The following is a 698-nucleotide window of genomic DNA, read 5'->3' on the forward strand; positions in this document are numbered from 1 at the left end:
ACTCTATCAATCAATGAATTAGGTCACTGGACCTATACCGCCGATAACTCGCAGCCGAACATTCAAGGCCTTAAAACCGGTGAGTCAGTTACCGATACAGTGTTAGTTCATAGCGTTGACGGCACTGAGCAAAAAATCACTGTGACCATTAACGGTACTGACGACAAAGCGGTGATTGCGGGTACTTCAACAGCACAGCTAACTGAAGATAAAGACGTGCATGGTGGACAACTCCGCGTTGACGGGACGTTAACCGTAACAGATGTAGACAACAATCAAGCGCAGTTCAACGCTGAAAGCCTACAAGGTCAGTTTGGTACTCTATCAATCAATGAGTTAGGTCACTGGACCTACACCGCTGATAACTCGCAGCCGAACATTCAAGGCCTGAAAACAGGCGAATCATTAACGGATACTCTCATAGTTCATTCAGTCGATGGCACTGAGCAGAAAGTCACTGTCACCATCAATGGTACTGACGACAAAGCGGTGATTGCGGGTACTTCAACAGCACAGCTAACTGAAGATAAAGACGTTCAAGGTGGGCAACTCCGCGTTGACGGGACGTTAATCGTAACAGATGTAGACAACAATCAAGCGCAGTTCAACGCTGAAAGCCTACAAGGTCAGTTTGGTACTCTATCAATCAATGAATTAGGTCACTGGACCTATACCGCCGATAACTCTCAGACAGCCAT

1 protein-coding gene is annotated in these 698 nt (G+C 46.6%); it reads left to right on the forward strand.

The annotated features are described in order from the left end of the window. The coding region (locus Q4533_RS19630) for a VCBS domain-containing protein (RefSeq protein WP_303503926.1) at positions 1 to 698 on the forward strand (698 nt) is incomplete at both ends.

Origin of the sequence: Shewanella sp. 6_MG-2023 (assembly GCF_030547195.1) — a bacterium.
Lineage (GTDB): Bacteria > Pseudomonadota > Gammaproteobacteria > Enterobacterales > Shewanellaceae > Shewanella.